General features: G+C 66.8%; 19 protein-coding genes. 4 read left to right on the forward strand and 15 right to left on the reverse strand.

Going from position 1 to position 17265, the window contains the following annotated elements:
• Positions 1-32: 32 nt before the first annotated feature.
• From lfb1 to E1832_RS15980, 4 genes are all read right to left on the reverse strand, one after another.
• The gene (gene lfb1, locus E1832_RS15965) at positions 33-386 is read right to left on the reverse strand and encodes an LIC10280 family protein (protein WP_133360772.1); all 354 of its coding nucleotides are present in this window, start codon (positions 384-386) and stop codon (positions 33-35) included.
• Between the two features lie 102 nt (positions 387-488).
• Complete coding sequence (locus E1832_RS15970) at positions 489-1859, reverse strand: glutamate--cysteine ligase (protein ID WP_133360773.1); 1371 nt, start codon at positions 1857-1859, stop codon at positions 489-491.
• A gap of 67 nt (positions 1860-1926) precedes the next feature.
• The gene (locus E1832_RS15975) at positions 1927-2466 is read right to left on the reverse strand and encodes a hypothetical protein (RefSeq protein ID WP_133360774.1); all 540 of its coding nucleotides are present in this window, start codon (positions 2464-2466) and stop codon (positions 1927-1929) included.
• The gene (locus E1832_RS15980; protein ID WP_133360775.1) at positions 2463-3185 is read right to left on the reverse strand and encodes a 16S rRNA (uracil(1498)-N(3))-methyltransferase; all 723 of its coding nucleotides are present in this window, start codon (positions 3183-3185) and stop codon (positions 2463-2465) included. The genes E1832_RS15975 and E1832_RS15980 overlap by 4 nt, the downstream gene beginning before the upstream one ends.
• A gap of 12 nt (positions 3186-3197) precedes the next feature.
• On the opposite strand from E1832_RS15980, the gene ubiA reads away from it, so the two are divergent.
• From ubiA to E1832_RS15995, 3 genes are all read left to right on the forward strand, one after another.
• Positions 3198-4172, forward strand: a complete 975-nt coding sequence (gene ubiA, locus E1832_RS15985; RefSeq protein WP_133360776.1) for a 4-hydroxybenzoate octaprenyltransferase — start codon at positions 3198-3200, stop codon at positions 4170-4172.
• Between the two features lie 64 nt (positions 4173-4236).
• The gene (locus tag E1832_RS15990) at positions 4237-6402 is read left to right on the forward strand and encodes an OmpA family protein (protein WP_133360777.1); all 2166 of its coding nucleotides are present in this window, start codon (positions 4237-4239) and stop codon (positions 6400-6402) included.
• Complete coding sequence (locus tag E1832_RS15995) at positions 6399-6719, forward strand: hypothetical protein (protein WP_133360778.1); 321 nt, start codon at positions 6399-6401, stop codon at positions 6717-6719. The genes E1832_RS15990 and E1832_RS15995 overlap by 4 nt, the downstream gene beginning before the upstream one ends.
• 19 nt (positions 6720-6738) lie before the next feature.
• Here the strand turns inward: E1832_RS15995 and E1832_RS16000 are convergent, their stop codons facing one another.
• The 11 genes from E1832_RS16000 to E1832_RS16050 all read right to left on the reverse strand — a co-directional run bounded on the left by E1832_RS16000 (position 6739) and on the right by E1832_RS16050 (position 16111).
• Complete coding sequence (locus E1832_RS16000; protein WP_133360779.1) at positions 6739-7296, reverse strand: GNAT family N-acetyltransferase; 558 nt, start codon at positions 7294-7296, stop codon at positions 6739-6741.
• A 9-nt stretch (positions 7297-7305) separates the two neighbouring features.
• The gene (locus tag E1832_RS16005; protein ID WP_133360780.1) at positions 7306-7749 is read right to left on the reverse strand and encodes a molybdenum cofactor biosynthesis protein MoaE; all 444 of its coding nucleotides are present in this window, start codon (positions 7747-7749) and stop codon (positions 7306-7308) included.
• A gap of 3 nt (positions 7750-7752) precedes the next feature.
• Positions 7753-7998: a molybdopterin converting factor subunit 1 gene (moaD, locus tag E1832_RS16010; protein WP_133360781.1), complete on the reverse strand. Its 246-nt coding sequence runs from the start codon at positions 7996-7998 to the stop codon at positions 7753-7755.
• Positions 7998-8669 (reverse strand): CDP-diacylglycerol--glycerol-3-phosphate 3-phosphatidyltransferase, encoded by a 672-nt coding sequence (gene pgsA, locus E1832_RS16015; RefSeq protein ID WP_133360782.1) that lies wholly within the window; start codon positions 8667-8669, stop codon positions 7998-8000. Before pgsA ends, moaD begins: the two co-directional genes overlap by 1 nt.
• A gap of 115 nt (positions 8670-8784) precedes the next feature.
• Positions 8785-10662 carry an excinuclease ABC subunit UvrC gene (gene uvrC / locus E1832_RS16020; RefSeq protein ID WP_133360783.1) on the reverse strand — a complete coding sequence of 626 codons (1878 nt, stop codon included), beginning with the start codon at positions 10660-10662 and terminating at the stop codon, positions 8785-8787.
• A gap of 290 nt (positions 10663-10952) precedes the next feature.
• On the reverse strand, positions 10953-11732 hold the full coding sequence (locus E1832_RS16025) for an SDR family oxidoreductase (protein ID WP_133360784.1): 780 nt from the start codon (positions 11730-11732) through the stop codon (positions 10953-10955).
• A gap of 31 nt (positions 11733-11763) precedes the next feature.
• Entirely contained in the window at positions 11764-12726 is a 963-nt protein-coding gene (locus E1832_RS16030) for a calcium/sodium antiporter (RefSeq protein WP_133360785.1), read from the reverse strand.
• A gap of 171 nt (positions 12727-12897) precedes the next feature.
• On the reverse strand, positions 12898-13695 hold the full coding sequence (locus E1832_RS16035) for a S49 family peptidase (RefSeq protein ID WP_133360786.1): 798 nt from the start codon (positions 13693-13695) through the stop codon (positions 12898-12900).
• A 106-nt stretch (positions 13696-13801) separates the two neighbouring features.
• Positions 13802-14563: an ABC transporter permease gene (locus E1832_RS16040; protein WP_133360787.1), complete on the reverse strand. Its 762-nt coding sequence runs from the start codon at positions 14561-14563 to the stop codon at positions 13802-13804.
• Entirely contained in the window at positions 14560-15489 is a 930-nt protein-coding gene (locus E1832_RS16045; protein ID WP_133360788.1) for an ABC transporter ATP-binding protein, read from the reverse strand. Before E1832_RS16045 ends, E1832_RS16040 begins: the two co-directional genes overlap by 4 nt.
• Positions 15490-15577: 88 nt before the next feature.
• Positions 15578-16111: an SRPBCC family protein gene (locus tag E1832_RS16050; RefSeq protein WP_133360789.1), complete on the reverse strand. Its 534-nt coding sequence runs from the start codon at positions 16109-16111 to the stop codon at positions 15578-15580.
• A gap of 154 nt (positions 16112-16265) precedes the next feature.
• On the opposite strand from E1832_RS16050, the gene E1832_RS16055 reads away from it, so the two are divergent.
• Positions 16266-17246: a DMT family transporter gene (locus E1832_RS16055; protein WP_133360790.1), complete on the forward strand. Its 981-nt coding sequence runs from the start codon at positions 16266-16268 to the stop codon at positions 17244-17246.
• Positions 17247-17265 lie beyond the last annotated feature (19 nt).

Raw genomic sequence — 17265 nt, forward strand, 5'->3', positions numbered from 1 at the left:
GGCGACGGGCCCGGTCGCACCCCGGCCGTGCCTCAGGGGATCAGCCGTTCCAGCGCGGTGCCGTTTCCCCAGGTACCGTGCAGCTCGCCGCTGGGCATGCGGACGTAAACCACCGGATAATTGCTGCCCCAATCGACCCAGATGATATCGCCGTTGCGGGTGCCGGTGCCATTATAGCTTTGGTTGCCGACGCGCCAGGAGACATAGACCATGCCGCCCTCCTCGCGGATCGTGACGGTGCCGCGATAGGCCGAGCCGTCGGGGTTGCGCCCCTCGGCGCGGTAGCCGCCGGAAATCGACTGCGCCGCCAGCGGCGGCGCCAGCATGGCAAGCCCCGCCACCAGCCCGCCCATGACCGCACGGCGGCCCCATTTCGCCTGTCTCATGCCACACTCTCCCCTTCCGGAACTCCGACATCGGCGACAGTGTGGCCCGGATCGGGCCCTATGTCACCACTGGCGTCGGAGCGCCCGGCCCGGCGGGGCGGATCAGTAGGCGAAAGCCTCGTAGATCCGGTCGAGGTCGCCATTCCAGTCGCCGTTGTACTGTTCCAGAAGCTCGTCGGCCGGGGTCATGCCGGTTTCGACGCTGTCCTCCAGCGCGTGCAGGAAATGGCGTTCGTCCTGCACCATGCCGCCCAGACCGGGGCGCGCGCGCGCCTTCAGCCCCGAGCGGGCGATTTCCAGCACCTGCACCGCAAGATCGTTCATCCGGCGGCCGCCGACCTCGGCCTGAAGGCCGTCCCGGGCCGCGCCCAGGCGCCAGGCCTCGCGGGTCTCGGTGTCCCAGCCCTTGACCAGATCCCAGGCGGCGTCCAGCGCGCCCTGATCGTAGGTCAGCCCGACCCAGAAGGCCGGCAGCGCGCAGAGCCTGCGCCAGGGGCCGCCGTCGGCACCGCGCATCTCGATGAATTTCTTCAGCCGCGCCTCTGGAAAGGCGGTGGTCAGGTGATCGGCCCAGTCGCTGAGCGTGGGTTTCTCGCCCGGCAGCGCCGGCAGCTCGCCCTTGAGGAAATCGCGGAACGACTGGCCCAGCGCGTCGATATACTGCCCGTCCCGGTAGACGAAATACATCGGCACATCGAGCATGTACTCGACCCAGGCCTCGAACCCGAAGCCCTGGTCAAAGACAAAGGGCACCATGCCGGTGCGGGCCGGGTCCAGATGCTGCCAGACCCAGGAGCGGTAGGATTTCATGCCGTTGGGCTTGCCCTCGAAAAACGGCGAATTGGCGAACAGCGCGGTCGCGACGGGTTGCAGCGCAATGGCGACCCGCATTTTCTGCACCATGTCCGCCTCGGAGCCGAAATCGAGGTTCACCTGCACCGTGCAGGTGCGCCGCATCATGGTCGTGCCGGTGGTGCCGACCTTGTCCATATAGGCGTTCATCAGCTTGTAGCGGCCCTTGGGCATCAGCGGCATCTGGTCATGGGTCCAGATCGGCGCGGCGCCCAGCCCGATGAAGCCGACGCCGATCTCGTCGGCGATATCCTTGACCTCGCGCAGATGCTCGTTCACCTCATCGCAGGTCTGATGGATGGTCTCCAGCGGCGCGCCGGACAGCTCCAGCGCCCCGCCGGGTTCCAGCGACACGTTGGCGCCGTCCTTTTCAAGCCCGATCAGGTGGCCGCCCTCGCGGACCTCGGCCCAGCCATAGCGGTCGCGCAGCCCTTCAAGCACGGCGCGGATCGACCGCTGGCCGTCAAAGGGCAGCGGTTTGTGGGTGTCCTTGCAATAGCCGAACTTCTCGTGCTCGGTGCCGATGCGCCAGTCCGATTTCGGCTTGCAGCCGTCGGCCAGGTATTCGGCCAGTTGTTCATGCCGTTCGATCGGGCCGCCGCCGGACTGGGGGATGGACATTCGCGCACTCCGCTGCTGCTTTGCTCTCGTTTCCGGGGGGCAGTGGTGCGGCGAAATGGCGGGACTGTCAATGCAGCCTTTGGTGCGCGGGGCGCAGGGGCCGGCGTTCCCAGATCACAACCGCATGAGCGCCGCCGCGGTTCAGCTCGGCCAGCATCCGTTCGGTGCGCAGGCCCGGCAGGGCGGCGAAGACATCGAACAGCGCCGACGCGCCCTCGGCGTTGACAGGGATATGCAGGATCGGACGGCCCGGCTCCTCCAGCACCCAATGGGCCGGCCGGGCGGAGGGATCGAGCACCAGCCGTTCCAGATCCGGGACCGAGACCGAGCCGCCGGAAAGCGGGCCCATATAGGTGATCTCGCCCTCGTCCACCAGCACCACGCCGGGGCCCTGCCCCCTGCCCGGACCTGTGGCGCGGAACCGGGCGCGCTGCACCCCGATAACCGCGATGCCGGCGCCGGCGGGGATCAGCAGCCAGCCGATCCAACCCAGCAGCCCGCCCGTCACCAGCGCCCAGTAGAGGCCCAGCGCCACCAGGGCGGCGCCGGTCAGCGCCTCGCGCCAGCGGTGCAGCGCCGCGCGGGCCTCGGGGCGGATGAAGCTCATCGCCAGTCCCCCAGCGCCTGCTGCCAGAGGGTCATTGCGGCCACGGCGGCGGTATCTGCGCGCAGGATGCGGGGGCCCAGCGCCACCACGCGGGCCTGCGGCAGGGCGGTCAGGCGGCTGCGCTCTGCTTCCGAAAAGCCGCCCTCGGGTCCGATCAGGATCGCCCAGGGGCCGGGGGCGGCGCCGGTCAGCCCACCGGTCGCGCCGGCCTCGGCCTCGTCGCAGAACATCAGGTGGCGGTCCTCGGGCCAGTTGGCCAGCAGGCGGTCGAGCTTTTGCAGGTCGGTCACCTCGGGAACATAGGTGCCGCCGCATTGCTCTGCCGCCTCGATGGCATGGGCCTGGAGCCGGTCCTGGCGGATGCGTTCGGAGTTGGTGAAATCGGTCTGCACCGGGATGATCTTGGCCGCCCCCATCTCGGCCGCCTTTTCGACGATGAAATCGGTGCGCGCCTTTTTGATCGGCGCGAACAGCAGCCAGAGGTCTGGCGGCATCTGCAAGGGTTTGCTCTGTTCGGCGCAGGCGAGCGTGCCGCCGCGCTTGCCCGCCTCGGCCACCTCGGCCAGCCATTCGCCGTCGCGCCCGTTGAACAGCGCCACCGCGTCGCCCGCGCCCAGCCGCATCACCCCGAAGAGGTAATGCGCCTGTTCCCGCGTCAGAGGAACCGATTGCCCCGCCCCCAGCGGGTGCTCTACATACAGCCTGACCTTTGCCTTCATGCGAGACTACATATGCAACCTCAGAGCCCTACGCCAGATGCGACCGCCAGCGGACAGGTGGCCGATGCGGTGCGCGGCAACTGGGTGGACCGGCTGGCGCCGGAGGCGACGCGGCCCTATCTGCGGCTGAGCCGCGCCGACCGGCCGATCGGCACCTGGCTGCTGTTGCTGCCGTGCTGGTGGGGGCTGGCGCTGGGGATGCTCTGGGACCAGTCGCCGAGGTGGGAGGATCTGTGGATCTTCATCGGCTGCGGCCTCGGCGCCTGGCTGATGCGCGGGGCCGGCTGCACCTGGAACGACATCACCGACCGCGACATCGACGGCAGCGTCGAGCGCACCCGCTCGCGCCCGATCCCCTCGGGGCAGGTCAGCGTGAAACAGGCGCTGGCCTATATGGGCGCGCAGGCGCTGGTGGCCTTTGCGATCCTGCTGACCTTCAACGCCGCCGCCATCGCGCTGGGCTTTCTGTCGCTGCTGCCGGTGGCGATCTACCCCTTTGCCAAGCGGTTCACCTGGTGGCCGCAGGTGTTTCTGGGCCTCGCCTTCAACTGGGGCGCGCTGCTGGCCTGGGCGGCGCATACCGGATCGCTGCACTGGGCGCCGGTGATCCTCTATGTCGCCGGGATCTGCTGGACGCTGTTCTACGACACCATCTATGCCCACCAGGATGCCGAGGACGACGCGCTGATCGGGGTGAAGTCCACCGCGCGCCTCTTCGGCGAGGCCAGCCCGCAGTGGTTGCGGGCGTTTCAGCTGCTGACGGTGGCGCTGTTGGCGCTGGCGGTGGTCGCGGCGGCGGCGCCGCGCGGCACGGGCGCGGCGCTGGCGGTGGCGCTGGCCGGCCCCTGCGCGATGGGCCTGCACATGGGCTGGCAATTGCGCCGGTTCGACCCGGACGACAATCCCACATTGCTTCGTCTGTTCCGGGCCAACCGCGACACCGGCTTGATTCCGCTCATCTTCTTTCTGGCCGCGGTGCTGGCATGATTGCACCCGGGCAGCCCCGGCGTTATGACAACGGCACCCCAAAAAGCAGAAGACCGATCCGTTGATGCGCCTATCCTCACTGTTCGCCGTCGGCCTGGCCTTTTTCGCCGCCGCCATTCTGAGCCTTGTCGCGGCAGGGTTCGCGGTAACCGCGGTGGAGGAGTCGACGGAAATCGGGGTGCGCCAATCGCTGGACGGCGCCGGGCATCACTGGACCGAGGTCGAGGCCGACGGGCTGCGGGTGACACTGAGCGGCACCGCGCCGGACGAGGCCACGCGGTTTAACGCCATCACCGTGGCCGCCACCGTGGTCGACGCCGCCCGCGTCATCGACCAGATGGGAATCGCCCCCACCGCCGACCTGACGCCGCCGCGGTTCTCGGCAGAGGTGCTGCGCAATGACAGCGGCATCTCGATCATCGGGCTGGTGCCCGCCGCCACCGACCGCGCCGACCTGGTCGAGCAGCTGACCGGCATCGCCGGCGCCGAAAAGGTGGCCGACCTGCTGGAGAGCGCCGATTACCCGGTGCCCGAGGGCTGGGACGAGGCGTTGCAGTTCGCCGTGGTCGCGCTGGCCGAATTGCCGCGCTCGAAAGTGTCGGTCAGCGCCGGACAGGTCAAGATCACCGCCATCGCCGACAGCCGCGAGGCGAAGAAGGCACTGGAACGCAAGCTGAACCGCGCCGCCCCGCCGGGACTGCGACTGGGGCTCGAGATCGCCGCGCCGCGGCCGGTGATTACGCCGTTCTCGCTGCGCTATATCATCGACGAGACGGGCGGGCGGTTCGACGCCTGTTCGGCCGAGACCGAGGCCGCGCGCGACCGCATCCTGACCGCCGCCCGCGCCGCCGGGCTGACCGGCGAGGCGAGCTGTACCATCGGCATGGGCGTTCCGTCGCCCAACTGGGCGCGCGCCGCCGAGCTAAGCCTGGCCGCGCTGGCGAAACTGGGCGCGGGGTCGGTCACCTTTGCCGATGCCGATATTACCCTGGTGGCCGCCCAGGGCACCAATGAGGGACTGTTCGACGAGGCGGTGGGCGAGCTGGAAAACGCCCTGCCGGAGGTCTTTGCGTTGCATGCGGTGCTGCCGGCGCCCAAGGATGAGGGGGCCGGCGGGCCGCCCGAGTTCGTCGCCACCCGCAGCCCCGAGGGGCTGGTGCAGCTGCGCGGGCGGCTGAGCGACGACAACCTGCGGCGCATGGCCGACAGCTATGCCCGGGCGCGGTTCGGATCGGAAAGCGTCTATACCGCCGCCCGGGTGGTCGAGGGGCTGCCGGCAGACTGGCCGGTGCGGGTGCTGGCCGGGCTTGAGGCGCTGTCGAGACTGGCCAACGGCGTCGTCACCGTGCTGCCCGATGCGGTGCAGCTGACCGGCGTTTCCCATGAGCAGGACGCCAGCGCCGAGATCGCCAGGCTGCTCTCGGACAAGCTGGGCGAGGCCGAGAATTTCACCCTCGACATCACCTATCGCGCGCCGCCCGAGCCGGTCGATACCACCCCGGACCCCGAGGAATGCGAGCGCCGTCTGAGCGTGGTGCAGAAGGACGGCAAGATCACCTTCGAGCCCGGATCGGCCACCATCGCGGCGGCGTCGCAGGATATCATGAACCGGATCGCCGACATTCTGACCGAGTGCAGGGAGATCCGGCTGGAGATCCAGGGCCACACCGACAGCCAGGGCCGCGAGGAGATGAACCTCAAGTTGAGCCAGGCCCGGGCGCAGTCGGTGCTGAACGAGCTGCGCGCGCGGCGGGTGCTGACCTCGAGCTTTGTCGCGGTGGGCTATGGCGAGAACCGCCCGATCGCCCCCAATGACACCGAAGAGGGGCGCGAGGCCAACCGCCGGATCGAGTTCCGGCTGATCCGGCCGGCGCCGACGGCGGAAGAGGAAAGCACGCTCGACGCGGTTGCCGAGGAAACCCCGGTCGCGGCGGAGGCGTCCGGGACCGAGACGGGCGCCGGAACCGACACCGGAACCGACAATGGGGCCGACAACGGGACCGGCAACGGGACCGGCACCGAAGTCGCCACCGGGCAGCCGGATGCGGAAGACACTGGCACCGGTGAGGCCGGCGCTGGTGAGGCGGGTAGCGACAACCCGGAAACGGCGGCGCCTTCTGAAGACGCGGACGCCGAAACGGCCGAGGCGCGTGGCGATGCGACCGGCGCAGCGCCTGAGACGGCGCCGAAGGACGAAGCGGCCGGCACCAGCGGGGAGAAAAGCGAATGAACAGAACCGAGTTCATCATCACCACGGCGATCATCCTGTTCATCGCCTTTGTCGTCGGCTGGTTTGCCCATTGGCTGCTGCACCGGTTCACCCGCGTGAAGCAGAGCGACGTCGCGGACCTGGACCGGATGAGCCAGGAGCTGCACGAGGCCGAGGAAACCCGCGATCAGGCGATCACCTATCTGCAGCAGCGCGAAGCGGAGTTGAGCAATCAGCTTGCGCAGACCGAGGCCGAGCTGAAGGCCGCGATGGACGGGCTGCGCGATGTGCGCCAGGAGGCCGAAGAGCTGCGCGCGCAGGTCAGCCGGGCGAAATAGGGCCGCGCCGCACGCTTCGTCATTCGCTCCAGTACTCTGCCCGGTCGATCGCCGCGGCGCAGCCGAGGGTACTGCCCGCGGCACTTTCCAGTGCACCGGGGGTCAACTCCTGCGCCATCCAGGCGTCGGCGTGCCGAGCCGGGATCGGATAGGGCGCGGCCACCGCGCGGCAGGGGCGGAACCCGTGGCGCGGATAATACCCCGGATGGCCGAGAACAAAGACCAGCCCGGCCCCCGCCTGCCGCAGCCGCGCCAGCCCGTCGCGGATCAGCCTGCCGCCGACGCCGGTGCCCTGCGCGTCGGGGCGCACGGCGAGCGGGCAAAGCAACCGCGCCTCTGTCCCGCCCGGATCGGGCGCGAGCGTGGCACGCGTGAACAGGATATGCCCCAGCGGCTGGCCGGCATGTTCGGCCAGCAGCGACAGCCGCGGCGCGGCCGTGGGATCGTCCAGCAGGGCCCCGACCAGATCGGCGATCACCGGCCCCTCTTCAGGCCCGAAGCCGGCGCAGTGCAGGGCGCGCAGCGTGTCGCGATCATCCGCGCGGGCGGGGCGAACGGACAGCGGGCATCGCTTCATCGTTCCGCCTCACCAGCGGTGCAGAGCGTCTTCATCCGCGTCCTTGGCGGCGACCCAGTCGGCCCCCTCGGCCGTGAGTTCCTTTTTCCAGAACGGCGCCCGGGATTTGAGGTAGTCCATCAGGTATTCGGCGGCCTCGAAGGCGTCCTTGCGGTGCGGGGCCGCGGTGGCGACCATCATGATCGGTGCGCCCGGCGCCAGCCGCCCGTAGCGGTGGATCACCAGCACATCGGCCAGCGACCAGCGCCCGGCGGCCTGCTGCGCGATGTCGCCGATCGCCTTTTCGGTCATGCCCGGGTAATGCTCGATCTCCATCGCCTGCAAGCCGCCGCCGGGCAGATCGCGGACGACGCCGGTGAAGGTGACGACGGCCCCGGCACCGGCGACGCCGGCGGCAAAGGCATTGGCCTCCTCGCCCAGATCGAAGGGGGCGGTCTGAACCGAAATCCGCATGGCTCAGCCCCCCGTCATCGGCGGGAAAAAGGCCACCTCGCGCACACCCTCGAGCGGCGCGTCGAACTCCGCAAGTTCCTGATCGAGCGCGACGCGCAGCGCCGAGAGATCGGCGAAGGCGGCTTCATAACGCTCTTCGCGGGCGCGCAGTTCCGCGACCAGATCGGCGACGGTGGCGGCCTCGGTCTCGACCCGTTCGCGCGGCAGGCCGATCCGTTCGCGGACCCAGGCGAAATACAGAACCTCCATCAGCGCGTCTCCCTCAGATGCGGCAATGCCTTACGTAGGTAATCGAGGCCGGTGATCAATGTCAGCGCCGCCGCGATCCACAGCAGCCACAGCCCGGCGCGCCCCGACCAGATCATGCCCTCGTACATCAGACGCAGCCTGTGCAGATCCTCGACCTCGCCGTTCAGAATCCGCTGCAACAGCGCCTCGTCCATGCCCCAGGAATTCATCACCAGATGATGTTCGAAAATGCCCTGCGAGAAAAGGGTGGCGATGGCGATCATCTGCGCCGTGGTCTTCCATTTGGCGAGTTTGGTGACCCTGAGCGTGCCGGCGGTATCGCCGAGAAACTCGCGCAGTCCCGAAACGAACACCTCGCGGAACAGGATCACCGTCGCCGGCAGCACCAGCCAGGGCGTCCAGTGCTTGGCCGCGTAGCCCACCAGGATCATCAGTGCGATCACCACCATCGCCTTGTCGGCGATGGGATCGAGCATCGCGCCCATCTTGGTTTCCTGTTTCCAGGCCCGCGCAAGATAGCCGTCGAACCAGTCGGTCACCGCCGCGCCGACGAACAGCACCAGCGCGTACCAGTCGGCATAAGGGCGGGAAAAATAAAGGAACATGACAGCCAGGCCTGGCGCCGCCAGAAGCCGAAGCAGGGTCAGGATATTGGGCACGTTCCAACGCATTTCCGGACCCTATACCGGAGGTCTGGAATGTGGAAGCGGGGCGCAACAGAATTCTGCCCGCTTCGGGCAGATGCCGCCGGCGGGCGTATCTGAAAGTGAAAGAGGCCGGGAACGGTCAGCCCCGGTCGTGAAAGAAATCGTAAATCGTTTCGGCCATCGAGTCCGAAATCCCCTCGACCGCCTTGAGATCGGCCAGATTGGCGCGGCTGACCGCCTTGGCGCTGCCGAAATGGGCCAGCAGGGCGCGTTTGCGGGTCGCCCCCACCCCGGCGATGTCGTCCAGCGGCGTGGCGCTGACCGCCTTGGCGCGCTTGGCGCGGTGGGTGCCGATGGCAAAGCGGTGGGCCTCGTCGCGCAGGCGCTGGACGAAATAGAGTACCGGGTCGTTGCGGCGCAGCGCAAAGACCGATTCGCCGGGTCGGTGAAACTCCTCCTTGCCGTGGTCGCGATCGATGCCCTTGGCGACGCCGACCATCGGAATATCCTCGACCCCGTATTCCTCCATGATCTGATAGACCGCGCTGACCTGTCCGGCGCCGCCATCGATCAGCAGCAGGTCGGGCCAGAGCCCCTTGTCGCGGTCGGGATCCTCTTTCAGCAGGCGGGTGAAGCGGCGTGCCAGCACCTCTTTCATCATGCCGAAGTCGTCGCCGGGGGTCAGATCGTCGCCGCGGATGTTGAACTTGCGATAGCTGTTCTTCATGAACCCGTCCGGGCCGGCCACGATCATTCCGCCCACCGCGTTGGTGCCCTGGATGTGCGAGTTATCGTAGACCTCGATCCGTTGCGGCGGACCGTCCAGCCCAAAGGCGTCGGCCAGCCCCTGCAGCAGCCGGGTCTGTGTGGCGCTTTCGGCCATGCGGCGGGCCAGGCTTTCGCGGGCGTTGCGCAGCGCGCCGGAGACCAGCTCGGCCTTTTCGCCGCGCTGGGGCACCAGCAGCTCGACCCTGCGACCGGCCTTGTCGCACAGCGCCTGGGTCATCAGGTCGGCGTTCTCGATGGCGTCGGACAGGATCAGCTGCCGGGGCGGCTCCTTGTTGTCGTAGAACTGGCCGAGAAAGGCCTCCATCACCTCGGCCGACGAGACGTCTGCGCCCACGCGGGGGTAGAAATCGCGGTTGCCCCAGTTCTGGTTGGCGCGGATGAAGAACACCTGCACACAGGCCTGCCCGCCCTCCATGTGCAGCGCGATCACGTCGGCCTCGGTCACGCCGCGCGGGTTGATGCCCTGCGCCGTCTGCACGCTGGTCAGGGCGCGGATCCGGTCGCGCAGCCCGGCGGCGCGTTCGAATTCCATCGCGTCGGAGGCCGCCTGCATCTGGTCTGCCAGCTCTTCCTGAATCCTGGTCGAGCGGCCCGAAAGGAAGCGTTCGGCGTCGCGGACGCTGTCGGCATAGTCCGCCTCGGAAATCAGCCCGACGCAGGGGCCGGAACACCGCTTGATCTGGTACAGCAGGCAAGGCCGCGTGCGGCTGGCGAACATCGCGTCCGAGCAGTTGCGCAGCAGGAACGCCTTTTGCAGCTGATTGAGCGTCCGGTTGACCGCGCCGGCGCTGGCGAAGGGGCCGAAATAGCTGCCCTTCTCCTTTTTCGCGCCGCGGTGCTTCTTGATCTGGGGAAAGGCATGATCCCTGGCGACAAGGATATTGGGAAAGCTTTTGTCGTCGCGCAGCAGCACATTGTATTTCGGCTTGAGTTGTTTGATCAGGTTCTGTTCAAGCAGCAGCGCCTCGGTCTCGGTCCGCGTCGTCAGGAACATCATCGAGGCGGTTTCACGGATCATGCGGTCGATCCGCGGGGTATGTCCGCTGGGCCGCGCATAATTCGAAACCCGGGCCCGCAGATTGCGGGCCTTGCCGACATAGAGCACCCGCGCCTGGGCATCGAGCATCCGGTAGACCCCGGGCGATCCGTCAAGGGTCTTGAGATAGCTCTGGATGCAGGCATAGCCTGTCAGCTGCGGCTGGACGGCGGGGTCGGTGGGCTCGCTCATATTCGAGAATTATGATTCTCTGCCGCCGCCTGCAATCTGATCCGGGCGATTTCAAGAGAAAACAAATCCACCAAAGTTGTGGATAAGCCTGCAGATAACTTCCGGCGACGGGGAAAATTCCATTGTCCCATGGGGGGTTCCTTGGTTTGCCTAAAATTTAGGCACTCTCGCAACAGACTGAAAACAAAAGGAATTTTTGCATCAATCGCCAAGCCAATGAAAACAAAGGGGTTTTTGTAACGCTTTGATGACGCCTCTGTGAACCGTGCAAAACTTTGACCTGGCGGAACTTATTCGGGCCCAAGGACATCGGGGGTTTGCCAGCCCAGATGCTGGCCGCCATCGACGCAAATCAGTTGGCCGGTCACCGCCGGCGCGTCCAGGAAATACCCCAACGCGGCGGTGATGTCCGCCGGACTGGCGCCGCGGCCGGAGACGGTATTGGCCCGTTGCGCGGCGAAATGCGCCTCGGACTGGCGGTGGCCCTGCAAGGTGGGGCCGGGCCCGATCGCGTTTACCCGGATCGCCGGGGCCAGTGCCTGGGCGGTGGTGCGGGTCATCGCCCAGAGCCCCATCTTGGCGATGGTGTAGGTCATGAATTCCGGCGTCAGCTTGCGCACCCGCTGGTCGATCATGTTGACGATCAGCCCGGCGGCGATCGGCTCTCCGGCCGCGTCGTGGGCCGGTGCCAGCTCCTGCGCCGCCATCGCCTGGGTCAGCACGAAGGGGGCGCGGAGGTTGCTTTCCATATGCCGGTCCCAGCTGTTCCGGGTGGCGGTGGAAATGGTGTCGTATTCGAAGATCGAGGCGTTGTTGATCAGGCAGGTGATCGACCCGCCCAACGCTTCGGCCGCGCGCGGCAGCAACTCGGCGGTGTGTTCCTCGTGCAGAAGATCCGCTGGCAGCGTGACCGCGTCCCGGCCCAGCGCCCGGATCTCCTCGGCGGTGGCCTCGGCCGCCGCGCCGGAGGCGGCGTAGTGCACCGCCACGTCATAGCCGCGCCGGGCCATGTAAAGCGCCATCGCGCGACCCAACCGCAGGCCCGCGCCAGTGACAAGACAACGTGTCATCGCATCGGTCCTCGTTCCTGCCCGGCCGGTGTCAGATCAGCACCGCGCCAACATAGATGACATATAGCATGCTCAGCGCGATGCCCCACATCCGGTTGATGTCGCGGCCGAAAAACACGAAAGGCACCAGCAGAAGCGAGGCCCCCAGCATCACCCAGAGGTCGAAACGCAGAAACTCCGGATCAACCGGGATCGGCCCGAACAGCGTTGCAACCCCGATGATGGCCAGCAGGTTGAACATGTTGGACCCGATCACGTTGCCCAGCGCCACGTCGGCCTGCCGGCGCAGCGCCGCCATCACCGTCGTGGCCAGCTCCGGCAGCGAGGTGCCCAGCGCCACCAGCGTCAGCCCGATAACCGTATCGCTGACACCATAGGTGCGGGCGATGACCGAGGCGTTCTCGACCAGAAGGTTGGCGCCCAGCGGCAGGCCGATCAGGCCCAGCGCCAGATAGATGCCGATGCGCCAAAAGGGCATGTCGGGATCGGCCTCGTCCAGCCCGTCCAGCACGTCGAGCCCCTCGTTCTCCCGGGCGCCGTTGCGGCGATGGTTCAGCGCCTCGCGCATCTGATCCCACAGGACCAGGGCCAGCGCCGCCAGCAGCACAATCCCCGACAGCAGCGTGAAGGTTCCCAGAAAGGCCAGCGCGATGAACAGCACCGAAGAGACCAGCATGAAGACATAGCTTTTCCGGGTGTCGCACTCGCTGGTGTGCATATGGGCCATGATTGCCGGCAGTCCGAGAACGATCAGGATATTCGCGGTGTTCGAACCCACCACATTGCCCAGCGCGATGCCCGGCGCATGGTCGGTCACCGCCTTGATCGAGATCAGCAGCTCGGGCGCCGAGGTGCCGAAGGCGACGATGGTCAGGCTGACGATCAGCGCCGGCACGCCCAGCCGCAGGCTGAGATTGACCGCGCCGCGCACCAGCGCATCGCCGGCCAGCAGCAGGATGACCAGCCCCAGCGCGGCAAACAGCCATGGCGTCATGACCGCCGCCCCCCCTTGCCGCAATCGCAGGGGCCCTTGCCGATCCGAAACCGGCCGCAGCGCGGACAGCGCGCCGAAGACAGTTTTTTCTGCCCGGGAAATCGCAGCTTTCCGAACATGGCCAGCACCGCCATAGCAGCGAGAAAGAGGGAAACGATCTTGAAAATCACGTCAGAGGCCAAAGCGCGCGAAGGCCGCACGCTCCTCGACGCCAAGGAGCGCGTCCTGTGCCATCTGCGCGCCGAAGCGCGACCAGATCGGGCGGCGCAGGGAATACCGGCGGAAGTGGGCCTTTTCGCCGAAGCGGTCCTGCATCTTGGGCTTGAGATGGGCGATCCCGTCGATCAGGCCCAGATCGGTCGCCCGTCGCGCAGCCCAGATCTCGCCGGTGAAGAGATTGGTCTTGGTGTCCAGCCTGTCGCCCCGGCGCGCCTTGATCTGGGCGATGAAATTCTCGTGCAGGTCGCCCAGGATCACCTTCAGCCGCGCCACGTCCTCGGGGTTTTCCGGGCGGAACGGATCGAGCATGGATTTGGATTCTCCGGCGGTATGGACCCGCCGTTCCACCCCCTGGCGCGCCAGCAGGATATGGGCGCCGAACCCAGATGAAATCACCCCGATCGAACCGAGGATCGAATTGGCGTCGGCCCAGATCTCATCCGCCGCCGAGGCCAGCCAGTACCCGCCCGAGGCGGCCACATCCTCGACAAAGGCAAAGGCGGGAACCTTGGTTTCCTCGGACAGCCGCCGGATGCGCGCGGCAATCAGCGAGGATTGCACCGGCGAGCCGCCGGGCGAGTTGATCTCCAGCGCGACGGCGGCGGGCTTGCCCCGCCGGAACGCCTTTTCCAGCAGCGGCGCAACGCTTTGATCGTTCAGCGTGCTGCGTCCGCCCGTACCGATCATGCCGGTCAGGCGCACCACGGAAACCAGCGGCGGGTTCTGGATGAAAGGCAGTCGCAGCTTCATACCGCCCGATGTAGAATGCCGTCTGCCGACAAACAAGGGATCGCAGAGACAGAAAGCCCCGGCCGGGGATTTCACGCCACGTTCGCCGGAAAAAACGTCCGGAGGGTCAGCTGCGGATGCGCCAGCCGGTGCGGAATATCCACCAGATGACACCCAGGCACAGGCAGGTGAAACCGGCGATCGCCAACAGGCTGAGGCCGACCGGCACGTCGGCGGCATCGAAGAACGACCAGCGGAATCCCGAGATCAGATAGACCACCGGATTGAACAGCGTGATGGTCTGCCAGACCGGCGGCAGCATGGTGATCGAGTAGAAGGAGCCGCCGAGGAACACCAGTGGGGTGACCACCAGCAGCGGCACCAGTTGCAACTGCTCGAAATTTTTCGCCCAGATGCCGATGATGAATCCCATCAGCGCGAAACTGAGACAGGTCAGGACCAGGAACAGCACCATCGCAAGCGGGTGGGCGATCGGGAAATCGACGAACAGCGCGGCGGTGCACAGGATCACCGTGCCGATGAACAGCGCCTTGGTTGCCGCCGCCCCCACATAGCCCAGGACAATCTCCAGAAAGGTCACCGGGGCGGACAGAAGCTCATAGATGGTGCCGATGAATTTCGGAAAGTAGATCCCGAAGGAGGCGTTCGAGATCGACTGGGTGATTACCGACAGCATGATCAGCCCCGGCACGATGAAGGCGCCGTAACTGATCCCCTCGACCTGCTCGATCCGGCTGCCGATGGCGGTGCCGAACACCACGAAATAGAGCGAGGTGGACAGCACCGGCGACAAAAAGCTCTGCATCAGCGTGCGAAAGAACCGCGACATCTCGAAACGGTAGATCGCGGCGATGGCCCCCCAGTTCATGATCGTCCCTCCGTGACCAGATCGACGAAGATTTCCTCAAGGCTGCTTTGCCGCGTGCTCAGATCGCGCAGCACCAGACCGGCCCCGGCGATGTCGTTCAGCAGTTTGGTGATGCCGGTGCGTTCGGCCTGGGTGTCATATTCGAACATCAACACATCACCCTCGCCCTCCAGGCTCAGCCCCGGCTGCGCCAGCGCCGGCGGGATCGCGTCCAGCGGCTCGCTCAGGTGCACCTCGATCCGCTTCTTCCCGAGCCGGGTCATCAACCTGTCCTTATCCTCGACCAGCAACAGTTCGCCGCCGTTAATGACCCCGATGCGGTCGGCGATCGCCTCGGCCTCTTCTATGTAATGGGTGGTCAGGATGATGGTGACACCATCGGCCTTCAGATCGGCGACGATGCCCCACATGTCCTTGCGCAACTCCACATCGACACCGGCGGTCGGCTCGTCCAGGAACAGAACCCGTGGCTCATGCGCCAGCGCCTTGGCGATCAGCACCCGGCGTTTCATGCCGCCGGACAGCTCCTTGATCTGGGCGTTGCGCTTGTCCCACAGCGACAGCCGGCGCAGGATCTTTTCGATCAGCGCCTCGTCGCGGCGATGGCCGAACAGGCCGCGCGAAAAGCGCACGGTCTTGATCACCTTCTCGAAGGGCTCCAGCGATACCTCCTGCGGCACCAGACCGATCAGCGCGCGGGCGGCGCGGAAATCGGTCAGGATGTCGTGCCCGCCCACGGTGACCTTGCCCGACGTGGGCGTGGTGATGCCGCAGACGGTCGAAATCAGCGTGGTCTTGCCCGCCCCGTTGGGGCCGAGCAGGGCGATGATCTCGCCCTCCCGGATCTCGAGGGTGACGCCCTTGAGCGCCTGAAACCCTCCGTCATAGGTCTTGCGCAGGTCGCGGATCGACAGCATCGCGGACATGAGTTCTTCCTTTCGCGCGCAACTTAATGCGCCCGCCCGGGACAGAACAGCGCCCCGGTGCACACGGGGGTGCGCGATTTTGCAGGGATCACTCGCGGCCGGTGACGCGTTTGAACCAGCCCTTCTTTTCGCTGGTCTCGGCCCCGGCTTCCGGCTCCTGCGCGTCGCTCTCCTCTGCCGGACCTTCGATCTGCGCCTGAAGGTTTTGAAAGAACTGGTCGGCCATCTTCTTGGCGAACCCGTCGATCAGCCGGCTGCCAAGCTGGGCCAGTTTGCCCCCGACCTTGGCCTCGACCTCATAGGACAGCAGGGTCAGCCCTTCGCCCGCCGGCGCGAGGGTCACGGTGGCGCCCCCCTTGGCAAAGCCCGCGGCCCCGCCCTTGCCCTCGCCGGCGATCGTGATCTTCTCGTTCTCGACCATGTCCGACATGGTGACCTGTCCCTTGAAGGTGGCCTTCACCGGCCCGACCTTCTGCGTCACCGTGGCGGTATATCCGTCCTGCGGGTTGCCTTCGACCTCCGAGGCGCCCGGCACGCAGGCCTTGAGCATCTCGGGATCCAGAATGGCGGCGTAAACGGTGGCCGGATCGGCCTTGATCTGGCGGTCGTCACTCATATGCATGGCAGGCTGTCTCCCTTGGTTCATGCACAGGTTACCCGAGGCCGGATGGCGGGCCAAGCCGCCTTTGCCCGCCCAAGGCGCGGCGCATGTCGGAAACAGGCGATTGACGGGGACGGCATACGTGCTAGCCAGCGGGCACTCAGGGGAGAGAGCCATGCAGAGCGCAGCACAAAGTCGTCCAGGGGTGGGCATCGCCCTCGTCCTGGTCGGGATCCTGGCGATTTCGGTCAATGACATGCTGATCAAGCAGCTTTCCGGCGGCTATCCGCTGCATCAGGTGGTGTTCACCCGGTCCGCCATCGGAATCCTGTTCAGCCTGGCCATGGTCCAGATCGAAGGGGGCTGGTCGATCCTGCGCACCCGGCAGCCGGGGCTGCATATCCTGCGCGGGCTGATGGTGGTGATCGCCAACATGACCTTTTTCCTGGCGCTGGCGGTGTTGCCGCTGGCCGATGCGACGGCGCTGTTCTTTGCCGCGCCGCTTTTCATCACGCTGTTGTCGATCCCCGTGCTGGGCGAAAAGGTCGGACCGCTGCGGATGGCGGCGGTGATCGTCGGATTCGCCGGGGTGGTGCTGATGCAGCGCCCCTGGCAGGGCAGCGGCGAGCTGGAGGTCAGCCGCCTGATGCTGCTGTTGCCGGTGCTCTCGGCGCTGGCCTATGCGATCATGCAGATCATGACGCGCAAGCTGGGGGCCACCACCAAGGCCTCGGCGCTGGCGGTCTATATCCAGGGGATGTTCATTCTGGTCTCGCTGGGGTTCTGGGCGGTGGCCGGCGACGGACGCTTTGCCGAGGCCAGCGACAATGCCAGCGTGCAGTTCCTGTTGCGCGCCTGGGTCTGGCCGCGGGACGGCGACTGGATCTATCTGGCCGGTCTGGGGATGAACGCGGCGATCGTCGGCTATTGCCTGAGCCAGGCGTACCGGCTGGCCGATGCCGCCACGGTGGCGCCGTTCGAATACGTCGGATTGCCGCTGGCGGTGTTCTGGGGCTGGGCGATCTGGGGCACCCTGCCCGCCTGGGAGGTGTGGATCGGCATGGCGCTGATCATGGGCGCGGGACTGTTCGTGTTCCTGCGCGAACAGCAAAAGGCGCGGCGGGTGGCGCGCACCGGTCTCAGGCGGCGGTACTGAGCCCCCTGCCGGGCGCCCC

Origin of the sequence: Antarcticimicrobium luteum, assembly GCF_004358185.1 — a bacterium.
In the GTDB taxonomy this organism is placed as follows: Bacteria; Pseudomonadota; Alphaproteobacteria; order Rhodobacterales; family Rhodobacteraceae; genus Antarcticimicrobium; species Antarcticimicrobium luteum.

What these genes read in the sequence shown, in the direction of transcription:
- lfb1 (WP_133360772.1), bottom strand. Translation starts at nt 386, where the DNA reads ATGAGACAGGCGAAATGGGGCCGCCGTGCGGTCATGGGCGGGCTGGTG.
- E1832_RS15970 (WP_133360773.1), bottom strand. Translation starts at nt 1,859, where the DNA reads ATGTCCATCCCCCAGTCCGGCGGCGGCCCGATCGAACGGCATGAACAA.
- E1832_RS15975 (WP_133360774.1), bottom strand. Translation starts at nt 2,466, where the DNA reads ATGAGCTTCATCCGCCCCGAGGCCCGCGCGGCGCTGCACCGCTGGCGC.
- E1832_RS15980 (WP_133360775.1), bottom strand. Translation starts at nt 3,185, where the DNA reads ATGAAGGCAAAGGTCAGGCTGTATGTAGAGCACCCGCTGGGGGCGGGG.
- ubiA (WP_133360776.1), top strand. Translation starts at nt 3,198, where the DNA reads ATGCAACCTCAGAGCCCTACGCCAGATGCGACCGCCAGCGGACAGGTG.
- E1832_RS15990 (WP_133360777.1), top strand. Translation starts at nt 4,237, where the DNA reads ATGCGCCTATCCTCACTGTTCGCCGTCGGCCTGGCCTTTTTCGCCGCC.
- E1832_RS15995 (WP_133360778.1), top strand. Translation starts at nt 6,399, where the DNA reads ATGAACAGAACCGAGTTCATCATCACCACGGCGATCATCCTGTTCATC.
- E1832_RS16000 (WP_133360779.1), bottom strand. Translation starts at nt 7,296, where the DNA reads ATGAAGCGATGCCCGCTGTCCGTTCGCCCCGCCCGCGCGGATGATCGC.
- E1832_RS16005 (WP_133360780.1), bottom strand. Translation starts at nt 7,749, where the DNA reads ATGCGGATTTCGGTTCAGACCGCCCCCTTCGATCTGGGCGAGGAGGCC.
- moaD (WP_133360781.1), bottom strand. Translation starts at nt 7,998, where the DNA reads ATGGAGGTTCTGTATTTCGCCTGGGTCCGCGAACGGATCGGCCTGCCG.
- pgsA (WP_133360782.1), bottom strand. Translation starts at nt 8,669, where the DNA reads ATGCGTTGGAACGTGCCCAATATCCTGACCCTGCTTCGGCTTCTGGCG.
- uvrC (WP_133360783.1), bottom strand. Translation starts at nt 10,662, where the DNA reads ATGAGCGAGCCCACCGACCCCGCCGTCCAGCCGCAGCTGACAGGCTAT.
- E1832_RS16025 (WP_133360784.1), bottom strand. Translation starts at nt 11,732, where the DNA reads ATGACACGTTGTCTTGTCACTGGCGCGGGCCTGCGGTTGGGTCGCGCG.
- E1832_RS16030 (WP_133360785.1), bottom strand. Translation starts at nt 12,726, where the DNA reads ATGACGCCATGGCTGTTTGCCGCGCTGGGGCTGGTCATCCTGCTGCTG.
- E1832_RS16035 (WP_133360786.1), bottom strand. Translation starts at nt 13,695, where the DNA reads ATGAAGCTGCGACTGCCTTTCATCCAGAACCCGCCGCTGGTTTCCGTG.
- E1832_RS16040 (WP_133360787.1), bottom strand. Translation starts at nt 14,563, where the DNA reads ATGAACTGGGGGGCCATCGCCGCGATCTACCGTTTCGAGATGTCGCGG.
- E1832_RS16045 (WP_133360788.1), bottom strand. Translation starts at nt 15,489, where the DNA reads ATGTCCGCGATGCTGTCGATCCGCGACCTGCGCAAGACCTATGACGGA.
- E1832_RS16050 (WP_133360789.1), bottom strand. Translation starts at nt 16,111, where the DNA reads ATGCATATGAGTGACGACCGCCAGATCAAGGCCGATCCGGCCACCGTT.
- E1832_RS16055 (WP_133360790.1), top strand. Translation starts at nt 16,266, where the DNA reads ATGCAGAGCGCAGCACAAAGTCGTCCAGGGGTGGGCATCGCCCTCGTC.